The sequence below is a fragment of the Marinifilum breve genome (assembly GCF_003202155.1).
Classification (GTDB): domain Bacteria; phylum Bacteroidota; class Bacteroidia; order Bacteroidales; family Marinifilaceae; genus Marinifilum; species Marinifilum breve.
This window is the reverse complement of the sequence record NZ_QFLI01000005.1, coordinates 1-23,492: the sequence shown is the minus strand read 5'-3', so window position 1 is coordinate 23,492 and position 23,492 is coordinate 1. Positions and strand designations below refer to the sequence as shown.

At 35.2% G+C, this 23,492-nt stretch carries 24 protein-coding genes; 7 read left to right on the top strand and 17 right to left on the bottom strand.

The genetic code is table 11. The features are described from left to right. Positions 1-4: 4 nt before the first annotated feature. Positions 5-436 (bottom strand): single-stranded DNA-binding protein, encoded by a 432-nt coding sequence (locus tag DF185_RS11890; RefSeq protein WP_110360980.1) that lies wholly within the window; start codon positions 434-436, stop codon positions 5-7. Positions 437-512: 76 nt separating this feature from the next. Beyond that, positions 513-1,562, bottom strand: coding sequence for an A/G-specific adenine glycosylase (mutY, locus tag DF185_RS11885; RefSeq protein WP_110360979.1), 1,050 nt, complete (start codon positions 1,560-1,562; stop codon positions 513-515). 150 nt (positions 1,563-1,712) lie between these two features. On the opposite strand from mutY, the gene DF185_RS11880 reads away from it, so the two are divergent. The 4 genes from DF185_RS11880 (at position 1,713) to DF185_RS11865 (ending at position 7,481) form a co-directional block, all read left to right on the top strand. After that, a complete protein-coding gene (locus DF185_RS11880) occupies positions 1,713-1,997 on the top strand; it encodes an HU family DNA-binding protein (protein WP_054714163.1) in 285 nt (94 codons plus the stop codon). A gap of 248 nt (positions 1,998-2,245) precedes the next feature. Further along, entirely contained in the window at positions 2,246-3,796 is a 1,551-nt protein-coding gene (locus tag DF185_RS11875) for an Rne/Rng family ribonuclease (protein ID WP_110360978.1), read from the top strand. Positions 3,797-3,914: 118 nt separating this feature from the next. Further along, complete coding sequence (locus DF185_RS11870) at positions 3,915-5,912, top strand: protein-disulfide reductase DsbD family protein (RefSeq protein ID WP_110360977.1); 1,998 nt, start codon at positions 3,915-3,917, stop codon at positions 5,910-5,912. A gap of 177 nt (positions 5,913-6,089) precedes the next feature. Further along, entirely contained in the window at positions 6,090-7,481 is a 1,392-nt protein-coding gene (locus DF185_RS11865) for an NAD(P)/FAD-dependent oxidoreductase (RefSeq protein ID WP_110361325.1), read from the top strand. A 49-nt stretch (positions 7,482-7,530) separates the two neighbouring features. Here the strand turns inward: DF185_RS11865 and DF185_RS11860 are convergent, their stop codons facing one another. From DF185_RS11860 to DF185_RS11790, 15 genes are all read right to left on the bottom strand, one after another. After that, positions 7,531-8,622, bottom strand: coding sequence for a sensor histidine kinase (locus DF185_RS11860; RefSeq protein ID WP_110360976.1), 1,092 nt, complete (start codon positions 8,620-8,622; stop codon positions 7,531-7,533). 59 nt (positions 8,623-8,681) lie between these two features. Further along, positions 8,682-8,987 carry a two-CW domain-containing protein gene (locus DF185_RS11855; protein WP_110360975.1) on the bottom strand — a complete coding sequence of 102 codons (306 nt, stop codon included), beginning with the start codon at positions 8,985-8,987 and terminating at the stop codon, positions 8,682-8,684. 113 nt (positions 8,988-9,100) lie between these two features. Then, entirely contained in the window at positions 9,101-10,060 is a 960-nt protein-coding gene (locus tag DF185_RS23600) for a DUF4269 domain-containing protein (protein WP_165836022.1), read from the bottom strand. Positions 10,061-10,214: 154 nt separating this feature from the next. Further along, the gene (locus tag DF185_RS11845) at positions 10,215-10,784 is read right to left on the bottom strand and encodes a hypothetical protein (RefSeq protein WP_110360974.1); all 570 of its coding nucleotides are present in this window, start codon (positions 10,782-10,784) and stop codon (positions 10,215-10,217) included. A 576-nt stretch (positions 10,785-11,360) separates the two neighbouring features. After that, positions 11,361-12,404, bottom strand: a complete 1,044-nt coding sequence (locus DF185_RS11840) for a hypothetical protein (RefSeq protein WP_110360973.1) — start codon at positions 12,402-12,404, stop codon at positions 11,361-11,363. Positions 12,405-12,459: 55 nt separating this feature from the next. Then, complete coding sequence (gene lnt / locus DF185_RS11835; RefSeq protein WP_165836021.1) at positions 12,460-13,977, bottom strand: apolipoprotein N-acyltransferase; 1,518 nt, start codon at positions 13,975-13,977, stop codon at positions 12,460-12,462. A gap of 2 nt (positions 13,978-13,979) precedes the next feature. Further along, positions 13,980-14,846: a DMT family transporter gene (locus tag DF185_RS11830; RefSeq protein ID WP_110360971.1), complete on the bottom strand. Its 867-nt coding sequence runs from the start codon at positions 14,844-14,846 to the stop codon at positions 13,980-13,982. Between the two features lie 21 nt (positions 14,847-14,867). Next, positions 14,868-15,407 (bottom strand): DUF4924 family protein, encoded by a 540-nt coding sequence (locus DF185_RS11825; RefSeq protein ID WP_110360970.1) that lies wholly within the window; start codon positions 15,405-15,407, stop codon positions 14,868-14,870. 53 nt (positions 15,408-15,460) lie between these two features. Further along, positions 15,461-15,838 carry an RNA-binding S4 domain-containing protein gene (locus DF185_RS11820; RefSeq protein WP_110360969.1) on the bottom strand — a complete coding sequence of 126 codons (378 nt, stop codon included), beginning with the start codon at positions 15,836-15,838 and terminating at the stop codon, positions 15,461-15,463. 9 nt (positions 15,839-15,847) lie between these two features. Beyond that, a complete protein-coding gene (gene pth / locus DF185_RS11815) occupies positions 15,848-16,423 on the bottom strand; it encodes an aminoacyl-tRNA hydrolase (RefSeq protein ID WP_110361324.1) in 576 nt (191 codons plus the stop codon). A 192-nt stretch (positions 16,424-16,615) separates the two neighbouring features. Further along, complete coding sequence (locus tag DF185_RS11810; RefSeq protein WP_110360968.1) at positions 16,616-17,194, bottom strand: 50S ribosomal protein L25/general stress protein Ctc; 579 nt, start codon at positions 17,192-17,194, stop codon at positions 16,616-16,618. Between the two features lie 119 nt (positions 17,195-17,313). After that, on the bottom strand, positions 17,314-18,246 hold the full coding sequence (locus tag DF185_RS11805) for a ribose-phosphate pyrophosphokinase (RefSeq protein ID WP_110360967.1): 933 nt from the start codon (positions 18,244-18,246) through the stop codon (positions 17,314-17,316). Between the two features lie 188 nt (positions 18,247-18,434). Further along, positions 18,435-19,037, bottom strand: a complete 603-nt coding sequence (gene yihA / locus DF185_RS11800) for a ribosome biogenesis GTP-binding protein YihA/YsxC (protein WP_110360966.1) — start codon at positions 19,035-19,037, stop codon at positions 18,435-18,437. A 131-nt stretch (positions 19,038-19,168) separates the two neighbouring features. Further along, on the bottom strand, positions 19,169-20,149 hold the full coding sequence (locus DF185_RS11795; RefSeq protein WP_110360965.1) for a type I phosphomannose isomerase catalytic subunit: 981 nt from the start codon (positions 20,147-20,149) through the stop codon (positions 19,169-19,171). Between the two features lie 50 nt (positions 20,150-20,199). After that, positions 20,200-20,502, bottom strand: a complete 303-nt coding sequence (locus DF185_RS11790) for a Dabb family protein (protein ID WP_110360964.1) — start codon at positions 20,500-20,502, stop codon at positions 20,200-20,202. An 89-nt stretch (positions 20,503-20,591) separates the two neighbouring features. Between DF185_RS11790 and udk the strand changes: the two genes are divergently transcribed. The 3 genes from udk to DF185_RS11775 all read left to right on the top strand — a co-directional run bounded on the left by udk (position 20,592) and on the right by DF185_RS11775 (position 23,218). After that, positions 20,592-21,209, top strand: coding sequence for a uridine kinase (udk, locus tag DF185_RS11785; protein ID WP_110360963.1), 618 nt, complete (start codon positions 20,592-20,594; stop codon positions 21,207-21,209). An 83-nt stretch (positions 21,210-21,292) separates the two neighbouring features. Beyond that, entirely contained in the window at positions 21,293-22,015 is a 723-nt protein-coding gene (locus DF185_RS11780; RefSeq protein ID WP_110360962.1) for a 3'-5' exonuclease, read from the top strand. A 90-nt stretch (positions 22,016-22,105) separates the two neighbouring features. Next, positions 22,106-23,218, top strand: coding sequence for a hypothetical protein (locus tag DF185_RS11775; protein WP_110360961.1), 1,113 nt, complete (start codon positions 22,106-22,108; stop codon positions 23,216-23,218). Positions 23,219-23,492 lie beyond the last annotated feature (274 nt).

Genomic DNA, 23,492 nt, shown 5'->3' with positions numbered 1-23,492 from the left:
TAATTTAGAATGGAAGATCATCAGTTTCTTCCTCAACAGAACTATCAGCAGCTGCAGTAGTTGTTGGCTGAGTCATTTCAGAACTTGCTTGGGGAGCAGCTTCGTTATCACCTTTTCTACCCAACATTTGCATGTTCGAAGCCATAACTTCTGTAATGTATTTTTTATTTCCATCCTGATCTTCCCAAGATCTGGTTCTTAAGCTACCTTCGATATACAATTGCATACCTTTTTTTACGTAGTTTTCAGCAACCTTAGCCAATCCGCGCCAAAGAACAATGTTATGCCATTCGGTTTGGGTAACTTTTTCACCATTTTTGGTATAAGTTTCGCTTGTAGCCAAAGGAAAATTACAAACACTTACATCATTGTCGAAGTATTTTACTTCAGGATCTTTTCCTACGTTTCCTACTAGAATTACTTTGTTTACTGACATATGTTTAAATTTTTAGTTAGCAATACGTTAAAGGTACAAACTTTTATGTTGTATCATAATATATTTAAGGCTTATTTTAAATATCACAGTTTAAAATGTGATTATTAATCAGCTTAGGGAATGGATATTCTTCCGATTCCTTTTTATTCACAAAAATAAACCTTTCGAAATTTTTGATTTCCTCTGCACTAATATCAATATGAATGAACTTGGTATTGATATTTTGATGTGTCAATTTGTGCACGATATTATCACTAATTGATTGTATTACCAAATTGGATGAATCAAAAATATCATTCCATTGATCCGACTGCAGCAATTGCTCAGTTGAAAGTTCAAAATTACTCTCAATAAGGGGATATTGATACATGTTTTGCCAAATATCTTTTCCCTCTCTTTTTTCAATGGCAAAACGACCTGAACAAGATAGAAACAAATAGTAGAAGTATCGATTCTTCGGCTTAATTTGTTTGCTCTTTACCGGCAACTGATCTACCATATTTGAACTGTAGGCAAAACAATTGGAATGAACTGGGCAAGTGCTACAGTTGGGCGACTTTGGAGTACATTGTAATGCACCAAATTCAATGATTGCCTGATTGTATACTTCTGGTCTTGCATTACCCATAGTTTCAGTAGCAAGATTTTGAAATACCTTTTTCCCTTCAGTACTATCAATTGGAGTTTCTATGCCAAACAATCTTGCTAGCACTCTATAAACATTACCGTCTATTGCCGCATAAGGTAAATTGTATGCAAAAGATGAAATTGCCGCAGCAGTGTATGAGCCAACACCTTTTAAAGCAAGAATCTCTTTATAAGTATTTGGAAATATACCTTTATATATAGTATGTATGGTTTTTGCTGCATGATGTAAATTTCTGGCACGGGAATAATATCCTAGTCCTTGCCATAAATTTAAAACTTCTTGCTCATCAGCTAATGCTAAATCTGTTACAGTTGGAAACCTTTTTGTAAATTTGTAATAATAGTCAATTGCTGTGACAACTCTGGTTTGTTGTAACATGATTTCAGAAATCCATATTAGATATGGATCCTTTGTATTTCGCCAAGGCAGGTCGCGTTTGTTCTCGCAATACCAGTTTATGATTTGGTTATTAAGCATCTCGAAAAAAAATGTATGATTCAATTTTTTTCAAAAATGCGTAAAAATATTTGTTTTCAATTTCGTTAATAACTGGAAATCTTATATATTTGCAATCTGATTTGAGGAAATGATGTTGTAAATAATTGATAATTAAAGATTTTTTAAGAGATGACTAAAGCAGATATTGTTAACGAGATTTCTAAAAACACAGGAATTGAGAAAATTACAGTTCAGAAAACTGTAGAAGCTTTCATGGATACAATTAAAGGTTCATTGGTAAAAGGAAAGAATGTGTATTTGAGAGGTTTCGGAAGTTTTATCGTTAAGAAAAGAGCAGAGAAAACTGCAAGAAACATTTCTAAAAACACTACAATTATAATCCCTGAACACTTTATTCCAGCTTTCAAGCCTGCGAAAACTTTCGTAAGTAAAGTGAAAACTAACGTAAAGTAGTTTTAGATTTTTAAATTCATTAAATAATTCGAAGTTATGCCTAGCGGAAAGAAAAGAAAAAGACATAAGATGGCTACGCACAAGCGTAAGAAAAGACTAAGAAAAAACCGTCATAAGAAGAAGAAATAATTTTCTTATAGCTTGTTTGTAAGAACAAAATAAATAAACCTAAAGAACTTTTTAGTACTTTAGGTTTATCTATTTGTAAGAACTGATTACCTTTAATAAAAATAAGAAGAATTTAAATAGTGAGTAACGAGCTTGTAATTGATGTAAACCCTAATGAAATTGTAATTGCTCTGCTTAGCAACAAACAATTGGTTGAGTTAACCAGAGAGAAAAGTAATCTTCAATTTGCGGTAGGAGACATATATTTGGGAAAGGTAAAGAAGATTATGCCCGGGTTGAATGCTGCGTTTGTTGATGTTGGGTATGAGAAAGATGCATTTTTGCATTATCTTGACCTAGGACATCAATTTCGTTCTCTAAATAAATTCTTACAACAGGCCTTGGCAAGAAAAGGTCGTAATCTGTCCATCTCTAAAATGAGATTGGAACAGGATATCGATAAGAATGGTAAAATGTCCGATGTTCTTAAGTCGGGGCAATACATTCTGGTGCAGGTTGCCAAAGAGCCTATTTCTACAAAAGGACCGAGACTTTGCTCGGAAATATCCATTGCAGGACGAAATATTGTTCTGATTCCTTTTTCGGATAAAGTTTCTATTTCTCAGAAAATTAAATCAACCGAAGAGAAGAATCGTTTACGTCAGCTACTTCAGAGCATTAAGCCTAAAAACTACGGGGTTATTGTTAGAACTGTTGCTGAAGGAAAACGTGTTGCTGAATTAGATCAGGAACTTAGAACTTTGGTGGAGAAATGGGAAGGAAGTTTCCAACATATCAGAGATATGCATCCTCCAAAATTGGTTTTGGGTGAAATGGACAGAACTACTGCTATTTTGCGTGATATTTTGAATTCATCATTCGAAAATATCTATGTAAATGATGCAAGTGCTGCCAAGGATATTAAAAACTACATTGCTGGAATCGCTCCTGAGAAATCAAAAATTGTGAAACATGTTGGTGGAGATATGCCGATTTTTGATCAGTTGGGTGTTGATAAGCAAATTAAATCTTCCTTCGGGAAAACTGTTTCGTTTAAAAACGGAGCTTACCTTATCATTGAACATACCGAGGCTTTCCATGTTATTGATGTAAATAGTGGAAACCGTTCGAAAGCAGGAAACGACCAGGAAACAAACGCTGTAGAAGTTAATCTTGCTGCTGCCGATGAAATTGCTCGTCAGCTTCGCTTGCGCGATATGGGTGGAATTATTGTTGTCGATTTTATCGATATGCATTCTGCTGAGAATCGCCAGAAGGTTTTCGAACGCATGAAAGAGGTGATGGGACAGGACAGAACCAAACACAATATCTTGCCTTTAAGTAAGTTTGGTTTGATGCAAATTACTCGTCAACGTGTTCGTCCTGAAATGAACATCGAAATTCAGGAAACTTGCCCTACTTGTCTTGGTACAGGAAAAATATCACCAGCTGTGTTGTTAACCGATCAAATTGAAGAAAAACTAAAATCGGTTGCTGATAGTGGAGAAAAGAAACTTACATTAAAAGTACATCCATTTGTTGCTGCCTATATCAACAAAGGTTTCTGGAAGACATTGCGTCGTGAATGGCAATCGAAATTAGGAATTAAATTGGCGGTAAAAGAAATTCCTTCATACGATTTATTGGTATATAAGATTTTCGACAACAACAACCAGGAAATCGAACTATAATCACTTTATTGATACATATTGCAAAATCCTCTTAAATAACTGTTAAGAGGATTATATGGTTTTGTGTAATTTACTTATAATGCTAATTTTATAAGTGTTATAGTAAAAACTAAACCATATGAAACAAAAAATTCTCACCTTACTTCTGGGAATACTCCTTACCAGTTTCTTGAGCACACAAGCACAAATTTTAGAAACTGTTTCCTGGGAATTTACTACTGAAAAATTAAGTGATACAGAATTCAATCTAGTATTTAAAGCACAAATAGATCAGGATTGGCATTTGTATTCGCAGCATTTTGAAGACGGAGGACCGGTTCGATTGAGTTTTACTTTTGAGGAATCGGGAAATTATGAACGCATTGGTGAAGTAGAAGAAATTACCAAAGCAAAAAAAACTTTCGACGAAATATTCGAGATGGATATCGAATATTTTGAGCATGAAGCAATCTTAAAACAAAAAATTAAGGTTTTATCTGATGTAGCATTTACGGTTTCAGGCGAAATGGAATATCAAACTTGTAGAGAAGGGGAATGTGTGTTGTTTACTCCCGATTTTGAGTTTGCCATTAACGAGGGAAGTACAGTATCCAATCAAGTTAAGGAAGCGCCTGTAAAGGCTGAAAAGGAAAAAATCAATGCAATGAAGAATCCAAGAAAGGAATACGCTTCGTTGTGGTCATTGTTTTTTATAGCCTTTACCTTTGGATTGATCGCTTTGCTTACTCCTTGTGTATTTCCAATGATTCCGATGACAGTGTCATTCTTTATGCATAGCTCAGAAAACAGAAAGAAGGCCATTTTCAATGCAGTATTTTATGGGATTTCGATTATTGGAATATATACCATTATTGGTACAATTGTAGCCATTACTTTAGGAGCTGATTTTGCCAATTGGTTAAGTACACATTGGATTCCTAATGTAATTTTCTTTGCCATTTTCTTCATTTTTGCTTTTTCATTCTTCGGAATGTTTGAAATTACCATGCCATCTTGGTTGGTGAATAAATCAGTGGCAAAAGAGGATCAAGGAGGATTGGCAGGATCCTTCTTTATGGCATTTACATTGGTATTGGTTTCATTCTCTTGTACAGGGCCAATTGTTGGTTCTATTTTGGTTCAATCGGCAGGAGGAGAGGTTTTGGAGCCTATTATTGGAATGTTTGGATTCTCCTTGGCATTTGCATTGCCATTTACCCTTTTTGCCATTTTTCCTTCGTGGTTAAGTAATCTTCCAAAATCGGGAGGATGGCTAAATTCCGTAAAAGTTGTATTGGGATTTTTAGAATTGGCCTTAGGGTTGAAATTCTTAAGTATTGCCGATCAGACTTATCATTGGGGAATTTTGGATAGAGAAGTATACCTGGGAATTTGGATTGTAATTTTCACTTTAATGGGATTTTATCTGTTGGGTAAATTAAAATTCAGTCACGATAGTGATTTAAAATACATATCGGTACCAAGATTAATGTTGGCAATTTGTTCTTTCTCTTTCGTAGTGTATATGGTTCCAGGAATGTTTGGAGCGCCGCTAAAGGCGATTTCAGGTTATTTGCCACCACAAACCACACAAGATTTTGATATCTCCGCCATAGTTCGCGATCAGTCAGGAGCTAGTTTTAAAGGTGCCAAAAATGAGATTTGTGAAACACCAAAGTACGCTGATAAATTGCACTTGCCACATGGCTTGCAAGGTTATTTTGATTTCGAGCAAGGATTAGCTTGTGCCAAGGAGCAAAATAAACCTATTTTTATCGATTTCACGGGGCACGGTTGTGTAAACTGTAGAGAGATGGAAGCCAATGTTTGGTCTGATGCCAGAGTGCAGAAAGTACTGCGTGAGGATTATGTGATTATTGCATTATATGTGGATGACAAACAGAAACTGCCTGAAGAAGATTGGATAACTTCTACTTACGATGGAAAAGTAAAAAAGACATTGGGTAAGAAATATGCCGATTTCCAGATTACCAGATTTGGAGTAAATGCACAGCCTTATTATGTGCTTTTAGATCATGATGAGAATACTCTGGTTGAACCTCGAGCATATGACTTGAATGCGGACAGATTCCTTGAGTTTCTGGAGAACGGAAAGAAAGAGTTTGCCAAAAGATAAAATAAGAATAATGGATAAAGAACCGGAACACCAATATGTTCTGGTTTTTATTTGCCTGATATTTATAATCATTATAAGTTTTAAGAGTTTTCTGCTTCCAAAAGAATTCCTATTTTTGAAAGTTTGCCTTTCGAAAAAATGGTAAGCCGCTTTAATCTTTTAAAATTTAAATTACGTATGGAAAAATACGATGTGATTATTGTCGGAGCCGGTCCAGCCGGTATTTTTTGTGCTTACGAATTAGTAAAAAATCGAGACGACTTAAAAATCTTAATCCTTGAAAAGGGTAGGGGAATGGACAAAAGATCTTGTCCGAAACACACCAATGGTGGAACTTGTGTGCATTGTAAACCTTGTAGCATTACTACTGGTTGGGCAGGTGCAGGAGCTTTCTCTGATGGTAAATTGTCTTTATCGCACGAGGTAGGTGGAACTCTTCCAGAATATTTGGGAGTTGAGGAAACCATTGATTTAATTTCTTATACCGATAAGATTTATCTTGAGTTTGGTGCTGCTACCGATATTCACGGTGAGAAACTGACTCCTGCCATGGAGAATATTCGTCGTAAAGCAATTGAGTCGAACTTGAAATTGGTTCACTGTCCGGTTCGACACTTGGGAACCGAGAAAGCACAAGATTTGTACAGACGTTTGTACGAGTTTGTAACATCAAAAGGAGTTGAGGTACAGTTTAATTGTGCTGTGGAAAACTTAATTCTGGATGGAGATAAAATTCAAGGAGTTAAGAATGGAAAAGGAAACTATTACGCCGATTTGGTAATGGTATCGGTTGGAAGAGATGGTGCTGACTGGCTAATGAAAGAATGTAGCAAAGAAAGTATTTCTACCGAAGTAGGTGTTGTTGATATAGGTGTGCGTGTTGAATGTAGAAATGAAATCATGCAGGATATCAATGAAAACTTTTACGAAGCAAAGTTGATTCACTATACTCAAACTTTCGATGACAAGGTGAGAACTTTCTGTAGTAATCCTGGAGGATTTGTTTCATCGGAATATTACGATGGCGATTTGGCAGTTGTAAATGGGCATAGCTATAAGGATCTAAAAAGTGATAATACTAACTTTGCCTTATTGGTTTCACAAAAATTTACCGAGCCATTTAAAGCTCCAATTGAGTATGGTAAGCACATTGCACGATTGGCAAACATGCTAACCAACAATCAAATTTTGGTTCAACGATTTGGAGACTTGGTTCGCGGCCGTAGAACAACATCAAAGCGATTGTATAGAAACAATATTATTCCAACTTTGAAAGATGCCGTTCCGGGAGATATGAGTTTGGTTTTACCACATCGTATCCTAAAAGATATTGAGGAAATGATTTATGCTTTGGATAAAGTAACACCAGGTTTGGCTTCTGATGAAACGCTATTGTATGGTGTAGAGGTAAAATTCTATAGTAATATCACGAAAGTGGACGAAAGCTTCCAGTCTACATCAGTTAAGAATCTTTACCTAGGTGGTGATGGAGCTGGAATTACACGTGGTTTAATGCAAGCTTCGGTTAATGGAGTGGTAATTGCAAGAGAATTGCTTAAACAGCTTTAAATTAAATTTAGATAGAAAACAAAAGCTTGGTTACAATGGTAGCCAAGCTTTATTTTTTGTTGTTTAAATCGGTAGGAAGGTAAAAGCTGAAAGTGCTTCCTTTGTTTAATTTACTTTCAACATATACCCATCCATCAAACCTTTTGACAATTCGCTGTACAATGGCAAGCCCTAAGCCATGACCTTTAATTTTTTCTTTGCCAAGTTTTTTAGGATCTGAAAAGATGATCTTCATCTGCTCCTCGCTTAATCCTTTGCCATTATCTTTTACCCAATATTTGCAATAGCCATTTTCTTTTAGCGAGCTACCAATTTCAATTTTGACAGGATTACCTCCGTATTTGATTGCATTGCTAATGTAATTGAACCAAACTTCTTCGATTAACGGAGCATAGGCAAATGCCGAAGCCATATTGTCTTCTATTTGGATTGAAACCTGATCTCTCGTAATGTTTGGAATTCTTTCGATGGCTTCAGAAACGATATGGTTCATATCTATTTCACTAATTTCAAGCTCTTCCTTTCCACGGGTTGCGTAAACAAGTATGTTTTTAATGATTCCACTCATTTTGGAACCATTTTTCACAATCAAATCAGCAAAATATTCTCTCTTTTCATCGGTAAGATCCTTTTTGATTTTTAGCAACTCGCCGAATCCAATAATACTATTCAATTGTGCTTGTAAATCGTGAGCCACGGTGTGTGCATACGCATCTAGTTCAATATTGCGTTGCTTCAATTCATCTTCAGCTTTTATTCTTGCCGATATATCGGTAATAAAAGCCATGCCCAAAGTTGTGCCATTTGATTTTAGAAAGCTTAGACTAATTTCGACAGGAAATTCTTCTCCCGATTTTTTTTTAGCCAGGAGTTTTGAATTGGAGTCTCCCATTGATCTAATCTTCGGGTTTTGGAAGTAATATTGAATGTGAGATGAATGAACTGAACGATATTTTTCTGGGATAAGGATGTCAATGGTTTTGCCAAGCATTTCCTCTTCCGTGTATTTGAAAAGTTGAGCAGCCTTTGAATTTACAAACACAATTTTTCCAACTTTGTCAATAAATATAACTCCTTCCGACATTGATTCTACCAGAGTTTCAATTGACACATTGTTTTGAAAAAAGTCTGAAAAATCCATTCAAGCTTTATTTATTACTTTTCGAAAATACGAAGAGTGGAATATTAAGGATGATTACATTAAGAATCGTCTTTTTTTACCAGCTCCTCATTCAGTAAGATAAATTCTCGGCCTTCTTCATCATTCACCATCTTAAAGAAACTGCAATTAATGCATCCTAGTAGTTTTTCTTCTATTTCGCCTTGAATGCTCTTATTGCATAAAGTTCCTTCCACAGTCCAGCAGCTTCTTCCTGCTTTGGATCCATGATTAACTCCAGAGTGTTCAAATTTTGTACTTGCAGGACAAATTCCCAATTCATTGGTATTAGCTCCGCCTATTTCTCTCCCACAATTAAAATATTCCCAACAGTTCTTTTTCTCCATCTTTTCTCGTTCTCCGACCCTAAAATAAATAAGCTCGAACAAAATCGAATATCGATTTGATAAAGTATACTTATTTTAGGGTAAATCAATCTCTTGTAAAAGAATATGAAATATTATTTCCAAAGTTTTTTGATTTCTCTATCACTATAGGATTCAAGTTGCAATAACTCGTAAAAAGGATCACCTTCCAGTTTTAACAAATCGGCAAAAGCTGGTTCTGTTTTAATACCTGTTTCTTTAAGTTTTACCACTTCTTTATTAAAATCTTCACCTAAAAGTTTTAAAATGCGATCTTCAATCAACATGTGTCGATACGAATTCTGAGCTACTACAGGATATGCCGAACCGAAAATTTCGATATCGAAACCTTCATAATTAAAATTGGCTACTACCACCCAATAGCCAGCTTTTTCTTTTTGCTCAATTTTAAAATCTTTTTGTTTCCCATAAATTGATTCCACAACACGTTCAAAACGATCGGCATCAAAGAATCTACAGGCAATATCTAAATCGCTTTCTTTTACCGAAATGCCAATTGGAATGGTGCCGGTTAAAGTAGGATTGTATTCTGCCAAAGAATCAAGAATTCCAAGTTTGTTTAGGCAATTGTATGCTTTTACCTGAATTGGGGATCCATTTTTTAAGTAATTGATATTTCTCCAATCTTTATTGATATCGCGAAATTGTTCCGCAAGAATTTGTTTGGTATCCTCAACTTTTGAATACTCGAAACTTTTTACCTGAGAGCAACCAGCGATCATTGCAGAAACCTGTTTTTTACCATTTTTTCGATACAAACAAATAATTGGTTTATTGAATTCGGCTGCGCGACCAATTTCGTAGCCAACTCCTAGCGAAGGAGTAGTCACTTCAGCCACCACCACATCAGCATCCATTACCCATTTTAAATCTCGGTCGTGAATTTCTTCATCAGATAAATTGGTTTCCTGAACTTTTGAACCAATATGCTCTGTTAGCACATTGCCATATCTTTTTAATTCATCGATAATTTGTTTGTAGATTGCAGCATCATCTTGGCCGCCACGGATCGATCCAGAGAAGTATATTTTCATAGTGTGTTGTTTAGATTGTTCTTTTATTTCTTTCGTGCAATTCTAATATAATCGAAATCTGTATATATTCCAATAGTTCAATATTTCTTAAAACAAAATTTCCCTTTTTAAAGTTCCTATTGTGCACGATGATTAATGCGATGAGGTGAGAGTTTTACCTTAATTGTCTTTTCACATTTTCCGGAATCAGATTTTGTAATCCTTTGGCTTGTGGCGAATTAATATCGATATATTTCCAATTGCTGGCATTTTTGCCGGCAATGGCAACCATAGATCGATGAGCCTTAATGGTAAATGAATTACTTTCTTCGTCATACTTCACATTTTCCTTACCAAACTCCTGTTCGAATTTAGGTTGAACCAATGATGAGCCTTGCGACATTAATCCTGAAAGCTTTACCTTAACAATACCATAGTAATGAATCTTACAATATTTCTCGTTACCCGATTCAACAACATCAGAAATTCGGTCTATAGATTTAAAATCGGTAGTCATTTTAACACCCATATTGTCCATTCCTTGCATGACCATGATCATATTGTCCTTGCTCATCATTTCAAAAATGCGAGGATACATCATTTCGGTTACAACATCCCATTGTTTGTTGTTAAAGGCAGTGGTATAACTGATTAGATCTTTCTCGAAAGTACTCTTTAAGTTCTTTTGAGCAAATGCACTGCTTAAAAGCAGAGATAGTATTGTAATTGCAAATATTCGTTTCATATTGTTTCGTATTAATTCGCTTGAATATAATAAAAAGGAGCTTTCACTGGGACTTAAAAGATGTTAAAACTGATAATTTAGAAGAGAAAAGTATACCAAAATAGAGAACCAGCTTGAGGATAGATTAGTAGAATTCTTACTCATTATGCAAAAGGATTTATACAAGGTTAGAGACTTTCATTTTAGCTACTTTTCCATTCATTCTTCTTACTTACGCATTCATTCTTGCTACTTTTCCGTTCATTCTTCCTACTTACGCGTTCATTCTTGTTACTTTTTCATTCATTCTTCCTACTTACGCATTCATTCTTGCTACTTTTTCTTTCATTCATTCTATAAAAAATGACAATGTTCATGGGTATGTTCAAGACTTTGTTGCAACCACGCAATAAGCTTTCAGGTAATAATGGATATTATATATTTATAAGGAAAAATGTTCTGTTTACAATTGATTGGGTAGAAGTTTCCAAAATGTAAGATTTTTGTGTCTATTGCTATCAGAGGCAGTAAAAAAGCATAAAAAAACGACCAACTCCAGCAGGAATTGGTCGTTTTATATTTGTCCTTTATAGGAGTTTACTCCAATCTCATCTTACAATTGTTGGCACGAATATTTAATTTCGAAATTGACTTCTTCGAACCAACTTTTCCTTTAGCAACATAGGTCTTTTTATCTGCAGTTTCTTCGTTCTTTAAGGTAAAATCATTCGAGTTGTCGAACTTCACCGATTTGTGATTGATTTCGTAATCGATATTGCAGCCTTCCATAAAGCTTAAGCCAATGTGGCCATATTTAGAATCAAGCTTAATGAAAGAGAACATGTTGTTAATGTTGAAAACATTGATGTGACCAAATTTTAATTCGTAATCAATTTCATCACCCAACTGTGCAATTTCAAACTTGGTAAAGTTCGAAGTTCCGTATAGTGTTTCAATTTCTTTTACATCAAATTTATCGCGTACCGTTTTAATGTTTAGGTTGTCGATTACCTGAATATTGTATTCAGAATCGCGGCTTTCTCCTGATATTTTATCAGCATTCTCAATTTTGATTTCAGATCCGGAAACATCCAGTTCTGTATTCGCAAGCTGATTGATCTTTACATTAACATTAGAAAGTTTTAATCGGTTGTCACCATTTAAGCTATTGGCAGTAAAGTTTCCTCCATTTTGATTCAAGATAAATTTGGCATTGTGATCATCCAGAAATACATCGCCATTTTTCTGGATAATTTCAAGATTTACAGAAGCAGGCATTTGCACTGTATACGAGATCTTAATTTTACCCTTGTTGAACAAGGAGTTAGTCAATTTCTTAATGGAAAAGAAATCACCCAAAACTGTTTGAGCTACCAGTTGCTGACCTCCCTCGGTGAAATCAATATTGATGTTCTCAACCATGGTCGCGTTTTTATCTTCTTTTGATCCGTCAACCGTGATTAAAACTTCGAAATGAATTTCATCTTTATCCCAATTTTTAATCTGTACTTTACCATAATGGGCATCTATTTTTAGGTTTTCAACAGACTTGAATGTCTTGTCAATTTTCTTGTGTTTTGCTGCGTTAAGCGTTCCGCTTATCATGAAAACTGTAAGTAAGGCAAGTAATAATCGATACATATTGTGTGTAATTTTAGTTTTAAAATAGTTCTCTCAAAATTAATGGAATTAAAACTTATCTTCCTGATAATCGATGCGTATAAGTGCGAATTTTAACAAAGATTAAGAGAAGAATGGCAAAAAACAGACAAGTTCGGCCAATGTAATCTCCATGTTCAGTATAAAAAGTTTTACCACTTAATAAACTCAGATTTCCGCTAAGTATTGTTTTGTTCCACCAACTTGTTTTAGCAATTATCGTGCCTTTAGAGTTGATATGAGCAGAAATTCCATTGTTTGCTACGCGAATATAATCGCGACGGGTCTCAATGGCTCTTATGCGGCTAAAATTAAAATGATGTTGGTAGCCTGGAGTGTTTTTCCACCAGCCATCATTGGTAATCATGCAAATAAATCCAGGTGTTTCAGGAACTCTTTGGACACAATAATCGCCGAATATGGATTCGAAACATACTACAGGAATAATTGCAGTTGAATCGACCATAAAATAATCAGTTTCATTTCTGCTGCTGTAGGTTCCATTGTATCCGCCTATTTCAAGCGAGTATTTATCTAAGAAACCCAGATATTTATCGAAAGGAATTCGCTCGAACATCGGAACCAATTTGGTTTTGTGGTAGAATTGAGGAACAGAATCACTAATTAATAGTGCCGAGTTGAAGGATTCATTATCAATTTTACTGTGAACTCCAATTAGGAAATTTGTTTTAGGATATTTCTCTTTTAAACTGACTTGTTGTTGAAAATAAATAGATGAATTGGGGTGTTTTTCATTAATTGCCTGAAGAATTAATGTTTCTGGTCCGAACAGATAATCCGGTTGTATTGTTTTGCAAATAGAATCGGCCAATCCTATAAATTTATTATAATGGATTGCTTGATTCTCAGGGATAAACTTCTCTGTATAAGGATCGAGGTTGGGTTGAATCAAGGCAAATGTTCGTTTGCCAGAAATGTTTTCAGGCTTGATATCATTTTTAATAGAAGAATAAAGAAGAGGGAGTCCAAAAAGAACCAATAAAATGAATACTTGAGAATAGTGAAAGTCCTTTTCTCGTCGGATGATTTCAAAGATACAGAAGTTGATGAAGATTACCCATAAACTACCTCCTCTGGTGCCGGTGTATTCATACCATTGTATCCAGGAAGGAGCAGAGGCGAACGCATTGCCTAAGTTTAGCCATGGCCAGGCCAAATCCCACTGTGTATGAAAATATTCAAATCCTAACCAAATAATCAGAAATGGGATAAGTATGGAAATTCGCATGGTCTTCCTGGCTTTACTGATTAACCAAAATATCAGCGCAAGCAGCATTGAATTTATTAAAATGATGAGAATAACCCCTAAAATATGCGCTTTTGCTACCCACCAATAAGCTATTACATTCCAAACTGTAAAACTTAGAAATGTGTAGTTGAAAAGTAAATATGGGTTGTAATGATCTTTAAGTCTTTCTTCCAGAAATAGTATTGGAATCCAAGCAAACAGTATCAGGAAAAAAAGTGAAGGAATACAAAAAGGAATTCCAAGGAGGATTCCTGAACTTAAAGCAAGAAGAATATTTTTATTCACAATTATCGGTGTGTTAGGTTAACTCCCACTAAGATAATGATAATTGATGCGATTTGGGCCAGTGAAATTTGATCTCCTCCGATTACAATTCCCCAGAAAATTGCCACAATTGGAATAAGGTAAGCAATTGAAGCTGCAAATACATGCGACGATTGTTTGATAAGGCGATTGTAGAAAATAACACCAGCAAAAGTTAGTAAGGCCAACAGAGTAAGCATTAGAGCACTATTGGTAAAGTTTTCTGCTGCAAAAGGTGCACTGAGATCTGTAAATGCCAAATAAGTACCTGCCATAGGTCCCACAAAAAGGAATGCTAATGATGCAATTTCGGTACCTGTTAACTTTGGCAAGGCGAAGCTTATAAGGTTTATACTGGTAGCAACCGAAACCATAGCCATGAAAACATAAAAGATTCCCATGAAATGTGTGGTTCCATGCGATTCACCTGAAAAGATGATGATAAGAGTTCCTGCGAAACCAAGTAAAATACCCCCGATTATTTTTGTGTTGGTTTTGTTTTTAAATAATAGGATTGCCATTAATAAAGTGATTGTTGGCAGCATGGCAGTTAGCATCCCAGCAATTGAGGAGCTAATTAAGGTTTGAGCTTTGGCAAAAAAGTAGGAGGGACCAATGTTACCAGTCAACCCTGATAATACCAAAGGAATGATATTATCCTTACCAAGCTTTTTGAAATTCTTAAATATTAATGGAAGAAACAGTAAAAAAGACAGGAAAACCTGAAAGGCAGCAACCTGATCGTGGCTAAAACTTTCTAAGGCAATTTCCCTTAAAATATATGGGCTACCCCAAATAAATGATACCAATAAGAGTAATAACCAGTTGCTTTTTTTGTTTGATCCTTCCATAAGTATTTAAGAGATTTTATACTATTCCTTTTCTTCTTCGAAAGCTTTGTATTTAGCAGTTAAATCTGAAATTAGCTGGCTAAAAGTTGTAACAGCAGCAATTGTTTCTTTCGAGATTTCTTTTTGTTGAAGTTTTAGCATTAAAATGCCATACAAAGCAGTAAGGCAAACTTCAATGTCGTTGTTCTCTTCTTTCGCTTGAGATTTCTGACGGAATTCATTTATGTTTCCAGCTGCTTTTTCGAATAAACCAATATAAGCTGCATCCTTTTTGTTATTCAAAAGGTGCATGTGAAAATCGAATAGTTCATTTACATTGTTTTTCAGAATTTGTAAATGACCGCGCTCTTCAACCTTCTCAATTTTCATCATCTCAATCAAGTTTTCGTACCAGGCTCTAATTTCCTGATGTTTTTCTTCATCTTGTTTGAACTGAGAAATGATATTTTTATCAACAGCTTCAATGTCGAATTTATAAGCTCTTAAAATATCTTCAACTTGCCACATGTATAAAATGTACTCGGCCAAGTTCGTTTTTCTTTTTTCCTGTGCTATGATCATGATACAGTTATCAGTTATCAGTAAACAGTTATCACTGCTCACTGTTTATTTTATTATCCTTTTTTCAATTTATCTATCAATCGGCGTTCTAATTTTGTTGGACGACCTGCTCCTCTTTGGCGTTGTTCGAAACCATAAGTTTTGGTTGCATTTAGCAAATCCAATTGGTCTTGTGCGGTAATGTCCTCAACAAAATCAACAGCTAATTTAGCCGACATTCTTTTGCCAGATATTGCTTTAACGCGATAACTTCGAATAATGGGAGGAACGCGAATGTCGATTTTTTCGTTCAATTTTACTTCTCGTGAAGGTTTAATTGTAACGCCACCTATGCTTACCTTTCCTTTCTTACAAGCATCGGCAGCCATACTGCGGGTTTTAAAAATTCGAACCGCCCACATCCATTTGTCAACTCTTACCTTATCGTCCATATCCTGTGGTTATTTCCCGTTTTTCTTGGTGTTATAAGCCGTCATGGTTCTTTGTATCCCAATTGTACTCATTCCTTTGATCATGTTAATACAGATTTTGTACAATTCAGGCAATTTTTCAGATTCTTCTTCGGACCATTTTCCCAAAACATAGTCTACCTGCTGTCCTTTGTGAAAATCATCGCCAATTCCAAAGCGAAGACGAGCATAGTTTTGATGTCCAAGTGTTGCATTAATGTGCTTCAAGCCATTGTGTCCGGCATCGCTACCTTTTGGTCTTAAACGTAAGGTTCCAAATGGTAATGCAAGATCATCTACTAGAATCATCATGTTCTCAACAGGAATTTTTTCCTTCTGTAACCAATAATTCACAGCTTTCCCACTAAGATTCATGTAAGTGCTTGGTTTTACAAGAATATATGTTCTGCCTTTAAATTTATATTCACACATTGCTCCATAACGAGCATCTTTAAATTCAATTTTTGCAGTTTCTGCAAGTGCATCCAAAATGCTAAAACCAATATTGTGTCGGGTGTTGTGATATTCTGCACCAATATTTCCTAAACCCACAACCAGATATTTCATTGGATCAAATTTTTTATCGCTATCAGAGGAAGATATTTTCCTCAATATATTTTTCAGGAACTGTATCATAACAAATCCAAAGTTAGAATAATTGTTTAAATCTATGGATGTGTTCGATATCAGAATTAAGCTTATAAAAAACCTCCCAAACCTTATAGGCAGGGAGGTTATATTTTTTTATCTGAGAATAAATTATTCTGCAGCAGCAGCCTGAGCAGCAGCACGAGCAGCTCTTGTAAGCTTAACTTGTACAACTACGGCATTTTTAGCGTTCAATAATTCTAGGTTATCGAAAGCAAGTTCTCTAATCTGAGTACTCTTACCAAGACCTAACTCAGTCACATTGATAGGTAAGAATTCAGGAAGATCTTTCATTAAACCTTTAACTTTTAGTTTTCTCAAGTTAACTGCCAATTTACCACCGGCCTGAACACCTTTCGCGAATCCTTCAACCTTAATTGGAATCTGAACTTCGAAAGCTTTGTCTTCGAATACTTGGTAAAAATCAGCGTGGATAGCTTTATCAGTAGTAGCGTGAAATTGAACTTCTCTTAACACTGCAGTACACACTTTACCTTCGATATCGAATTTTACGATGAAAGTTTCTGGAGTGTAAAGCAATTTGTTGATGTCTTTCTCGCTAACTGCAAAGTGGATGTTTCCTTCACCACCGTACAATTCACAAGGAACCATTTCTTCTCTACGTAAAGCTTTAGTTGCTTTTTTACCTAAGTCAGTTCTTAAAGAACCTTTTAATTCTAAAGTTTTCATTTGATATGAATTTTGTGCTACTCAATGCTGTCATCAACACCCGGTAAAAAAGGTTCAGTCAACATCCCATCACACGTTTATAAATTAATTTTTACCTAAAATCCGCGCAAAGATAATGATTATAAAATAAAATTGGAACTGATTGATTCGCAATTGTAAACATTCAATATTGTTTTTGCGAAAATTTCAGCAATACTTAATGATTTAATCTTGTCAGATTCTTCTCTTAATGGAATTGAGTTGGTGAAAATCACCTCTTCTAAAGAAGAATTTTCAATTCTTTCGTAAGCAGGACCAGAAAGAACTGCGTGAGAAGCAATTGCTCTAACACTTTTAGCTCCTTTTTCTTTCAACATATCAGCAGCTTTGGTAATTGTTCCTGCTGTATCGATCATATCGTCAACAATCACAACATTTTTACCGTCAACTTCACCAATCGCTGTCATTTCACCTACAACATTAGCTTTTTCTCTTCTTTTGTGACAGATTGCCATATCAGCATGCAAATATTTAGCATAGGCATGAGCTCTTTTACTACCACCCATATCTGGAGAAGCAACTACAAGATCATTAAGCTTTAATTCTTCTACGTATGGAAGAAGAACCGATGAACCATAAAGGTGATCCACAGGAACATCAAAGAATCCCTGAATTTGATCTGCATGTAAATCCATTGTCATCACGCGGTCAACACCTGCAGCCATTAATAGGTTTGCCACCAATTTAGCTCCAATTGCTACTCTTGGGCGATCTTTTCTATCCTGACGAGCAAAACCAAAGTAAGGAATAACTGCACAAACTTTGTAAGCCGAAGCTCTTTTTGCAGCATCAATCATCAATAGAAGTTCCATCAAATTATCTGTCGGTGGATAAGTTGATTGAACGATAAAAACATGAGCTCCACGAACTGTTTCTTCGTAAGCAGTTTCAAATTCTCCATCACTGAATCTAATAATGCTAGACTCTCCAACACTTAAACCTGCAGCTTCTGCAATTTTAGCAGCAAGGTGTTCGCTGTTCGAGCCAGCAAAGATTTTAATCGGGGCTTTCATTAAAGTATTATTTGTTTATAAATCAGATATGTTTTATTGTGCAAATTTAAAAAATCTTGTCGCAAAAAAATTAAATAAATTACATTGCGGCAAATATTTTGACCAATTGATTTCTATAGGGTTTACACCTATTTAAAATAAAAAGAAGATATCTTTAGCAGAGATCTTCTTGAATTTATTTTACGGTGTTATTCCCGTGTTGTCTTAATTGTTTCTTCGATATAATTTAATATTTCATCTTTACCTAAACCATTCGATGATGAACTAATAAAATATGGAGGCATTTCTTCCCATGATTCGAGCATCACTTTCTTGTATGCCTCTAGGTTTTCAGCTAGTTTACGCTTTGTTAGCTTATCTGCTTTGGTAAAAATGATTGAAAAAGGAATACCGTTAATACCCAACCATTCCATGAATTCAGTATCCTTGGATTGTGGTTCGTGACGCGAATCAACCAATACAAAAAGGTTTACCAAATTTGGTCTGCTCTCGATGTATTTAAATATTAACCTTGAAAAACGCTGTTTTGTGTTTTTTGCAACTTTTGCAAATCCGTATCCTGGTAAATCCACCAAGTACCACTCCTTATTTATTAAGAAATGATTTACTAGTTGTGTTTTACCTGGTTTCGAAGATGTTTTTGCCAGGTTTTTATTATTGGTAATCATATTAATTAATGATGACTTCCCAACATTTGAACGCCCTATAAAGGCATACTCTGGCTTATCTGGTTTCGGACATTTTTTAACATCCGAGTTAGACATTACGAATTCTGCTGCAGTAATATTCATTGGTTCTCCGTTTTCGTGCGCAAAGGTATACAGATTCTTAAATTTTCCGAAATAAATTCATTCTTGTTTCAAGAAAATAAAAAACCTCTTCTCTAATTAGTAGAGAAGAGGCCATTTTTATTTAATGAGTTTTACTTGATGTAAACTTCAAGAATTTCAGTTTTTCCCTTAGGGAATAGGATAACATTTTCAAGTGCTGCAGGAATTAGAACAGTTTCACCTTTGGCAACTTCTGTGGTAATTCCATCTTCGCTTTCAATGGTGAAATCACCATCTAAACACATGTAAATTACAAATGAATCTAATTGAGAGTAATCTTTTTCGATTTGCTTATCGAATTCGAGTGTGTTGGTTGTAAAATACGGACAACGCACTAACTCTTTTGTCTTGTTGGTTTCTGTTTCGTAATCAGTTCTGTATTTTTTCTCAAAACTATAATCGATAGCATCAACAGCCAATTCGGTATGCAATTCTCTTGGATTACCTTGATCATCGGTTCTGTTCCAATCGTACATTCGATAGGTAACATCAGATGTTTGTTGGATTTCGGCCAATAAAATTCCTTTTCCAATGGCATGAACTCTACCTGCAGGAATAAAGAAACAACTTCCTTTTTGTACAGGTTCGTTGTTTAGGATTTCCTCCAATTTGCCTTCTTCCAGTTTGGCAACATACTTTGCCTTATCAACTTCCTGGTTGAAGCCTACGATTAATTCCGATCCTTTATCAGCTTCGATTACGTACCACATTTCGGTTTTTCCAAAGGCATTGTGTCTCTCTTTCGAAAGTTCATCATCTGGATGTACCTGGATGGATAATACATCATTGGCATCGATAAATTTGATTAGCAAGGGAAATTCCATTCCAAATTGATCGTAAACTTTATCTCCCACTAGGTCGCCCATGTAAACTTCAATAAGCTCCTCAAGGTCGTTGCCGGCAAGTTTACCATTGCTAACGACAGAAATATCTCCTTCAACTCCTGATATTTCCCAACTTTCTCCCGCGTTTGGCAGGGGAGAGAAGTCTTTGTTTAAAACTGTTTTTAATTTGCTGCCACCCCAAATTTTATCTTTTAGGATTGGCTGAAATTTTAAAGGATACAAACTCATTTTTGTACAATTAAATAATTTGATTGATGTTTATGTGGCTTTTGGGACTATTAAAATTCGTAGTCAATAACTTTTCGGTCAATTGCCATTTCCTTAATCACTTCAACCGCTTTAACATGATCTGGATGTTTAGCATACACCGATAAGGCATCCAAGTTTTCAATGTCAACATTTACGATAAAATCATATGAAGCATCTGATTTTAATTGATCGAAGCCGATTTGTAGAAATTTGATTTCGGGAATTCTATTCTCTAAACCGTCAAATGCGTTTACTAATCTCTCCTGATAAGTTTTCTCCTTCTCTTCAGACTCGAAAGCCTTGAATTTAAACATTGCAATGTGTTTGATCATTTCAATTCTTTTTTAAATAATTAGTAATTTGCTTGCCGAATTATTGCAAAAGTATCAATTTTGCAGCAAACATCTAAATATCATACAACATGTTGATTATTGGAATTGCAGGAGGTACCGGATCGGGTAAAACTACAGTTGTCAGAAAAATTATAGAGAAATTGCCACAAGGTGAAGTGGCTGTGTTGCCGCAGGATTCTTACTATAGAGATAATGCTGATATGCCATTGGAAGAACGTCAGGAAATAAATTTTGATCATCCACGTTCGGTTGAATTTGAGCTGTTAGTGGAACACATTAAAAAACTTAAGAATGGAGAAGCAATTGATCAGCCTATTTACTCATATTTAACCTGTTTGCGTTCTGAAGAAACCATTAAGGTTGAACCAAAAGAAGTTGTAATTATTGAAGGAATTTTGGCTTTGACACAACCAGAACTTCGCGATTTAATGGATTTGAAAATATTTGTTGATTGCGATGCTGATGATCGATTGAATCGAGTGATCAAAAGAGACATTGTAGAACGAGGAAGATCGGTAAATAAAGTGCTGGATCGTTATGAAAAAACAGTAAAACCAATGCACTTGCAATTTATTGAACCATCGAAAAGATATGCTGACATTATTGTTCCTCAAGGAGGAAATAATGTGGTTGCCATTAATATTCTTACTCATTTTATTGAGAAGAATTTGATTGTAAAACTATAATTGTTAATAAGATATTGAAAGGAGACTTTGTTTGAGTCTCCTTTTTTTATAACTTTTCACTTTGTTTATGATAAATCATTGCCATGCTTAATAAAATCAAAGCCGACAGTTTACTTTTTATTGATATTGAGACTGTTTCGGGAACAGGAGATTTTGAAGAACTTTCACCCAAGCTTCAGGATTTGTGGGAAAAGAAATCTAACTATTTCAGAAAAGAAGATGAATCAGCTGCTGATGTTTATCAACGGGCTGGAATATATGCAGAGTTTGGGAAAATTGTGTGCATATCAACAGGAATGATCACCTATAAAGAAGGTGGACGTAAATTTGTGGCCAAGTCTTTTTATGGGGATGATGAGCGATTGTTGTTGGAGGAATTTGGTGATATGCTTACTCGATTTTGCAGTAAACCTTATAGAAATCTTTGTGCACACAACGGCAAAGAATTCGATTTTCCGTATATCGCGAGACGTATGCTCATTAATGGAATAAACTTGCCAGATATTTTGGATATTGCAGGGAAAAAGCCTTGGGAAGTACAGTTTATCGATACTATGGAACTGTGGAAGTTTGGTGATTACAAACATTACACATCATTGGCCTTACTGTGCGAGGTGTTTAATATTCCAACTCCGAAAGATGACATTGATGGATCAATGGTAGGGGAAGTGTATTGGAAAGATGGAGATTTGGAGCGAATTGCAATTTATTGCGAGAAAGATATTCTTGCAACAGCCCAACTGTTTCTGCGATATCAGGGAGAAGATTTGATTCCAGAAGAGAATTTTGAAAGAATATTGTTGTAATAATCTTTGTTATTATACAATAATTTAACTTTTTTCGTGTTTAACAATTCAATTAAAGAGTAATAATCTAAACCTGAAAATATTAATAGAATGAAGCATTCAATTTATAAAAAGCTATCATTTGCCCTGGCTTTATTTGGAGCCCTTTCATTGTTTTCTTGCGGTGGAAGTAGTGGTGGCGAAGAGGAAGAATTTGAATTCAAACCATCTGACCTGACCAATAAATATTGGTATGCCAATCCATATAGAAATCAGAATTTCTCTACTGATGACGTACTATTAGTATATAAGTTTAATGGAAATGGGGATTTGGTAAGGCAAGAATTCAGTGGTAGAAGAGATAATAATGAGGCTGGAACTTGGAAATTATCTGAGGATAATACTTTAACCATCAATGATAAAACGATAGGAAATGTACGTGAGTATACAATTGACAAATCATCATCAGGTACGCATCTGGTTTTAAGAGGAGGTGTTGCTGTTGGTAATTGGGATTTTTATTCCGATTTGACAGAACTGAAAGATTTTACCGCTGATGCAACTATTGTAAAAGAAGTTGTTCTTTCGAATGGCAGTTTTGTGAATAAATATAGATATGACTTTGAGGTAAAAGGAGAATTCATATCACAAGCAAAGGTAATTTTAGAATCGAATAGTTTTGAATTGGTAAAATCTGCGAATGCTGATGATAAGGTAGTCTGGAGATTAAAAGAAGCTGATGCAAAAAAATATTTTGAAACTTTTAAAGGTGAGGAATTGGTTAAATTCTATGTGAAAATGAATTCGGGTGATGAGTATAAATTTGAAGATAGAATTGAAAATGTAGACATTGAAGCTCTTAATGTTGAATCTGTAAAAAATCCAGAACACAATACTGGAACGGGACCATTATCAGTTACAGTAGAATGGAAAGCTATTGATAATGCAAGTGCATACTACTACGTGCAAATTTTAAATTCCAATAAAGACGAAAATAACCCATTGGTAACCTCAAATTGGCAACCAGCCTCTAATGAGGATTGGCAAAGTATTAAGCTTGAAGAAGGGAATGCCGGAGATTTTGGATTGAATCTTGGTGATGTTTTTTACGTTAAGGTTGTGGCATATCTATACGAAGAAGGTATCGAGCCTTATCAAGGAGACATTCATGATTTTAACAAGCAGGCAAAATCACAGTATATCCGATCTGGAGGCGAGTGGTAATATAGAAGAGAATATTGACAAAAACAGAAAGGGCTGTATCAAAAGATGAAACAGCCCTTTCTGTTTTTGGTACTGATACTTCTTTGGCAAATGAATTCCTCCGCCAGCGTACGGACTCATCGAAAAAATAATTGATGTGTTCCGTCAGCGGAAGAGCTCATCAAAAAATTAATTGATGTGTTCCGCCAGCGTGCGAGCTTGTCAAAAAAATAAATGATTACTTCCGCCAGCGTACGGACTCATCGAAAAAATAATTGATGTGTTCCGTCAGCGG